The sequence below is a fragment of the Mesorhizobium sp. M4B.F.Ca.ET.214.01.1.1 genome, from assembly GCF_004791545.1.
In the GTDB taxonomy this organism is placed as follows: domain Bacteria; phylum Pseudomonadota; class Alphaproteobacteria; order Rhizobiales; family Rhizobiaceae; genus Mesorhizobium; species Mesorhizobium abyssinicae.
Genome location: NZ_SRUX01000313.1, coordinates 1 through 279, shown reverse-complemented (window position 1 = coordinate 279; position 279 = coordinate 1). Strand labels below are relative to the sequence as shown.

The window sequence follows — 279 nt, the reverse complement described above, 5'->3', positions numbered from 1 at the left end:
CCGGCTTTTACTCCTCGCTTGTCGATATTCACTGAACCACGGCAGCCTGCACCGGTGTTGACGCATCCGCCGCCACCCTCCCATGCAGCAGGTCGTGAATGAACTCCATCTTCGCAACCACCGGCGGCGTCAGGACGAGGGGATAGAGGTCCGCTTCCCCCATGCTGCGCTGGATCGAGTTGATCGCAACGCTGAGCGGAATCCAGGCCTTGACCAGCTGTGCAGCGCTGCGGGCATTGTAAGGATCGAAAGTCACCTCCGCCGCCATTTCTTCATGCC

General features: G+C 60.6%; 1 protein-coding gene. It reads right to left on the bottom strand.

The window, feature by feature from the left end; translation table 11 throughout:
• Positions 1-28: 28 nt before the first annotated feature.
• Positions 29-279 (bottom strand): putative zinc-binding metallopeptidase (locus EN857_RS34375; protein WP_189522853.1); only part of this gene is annotated, 251 nt, incomplete at its 5' end.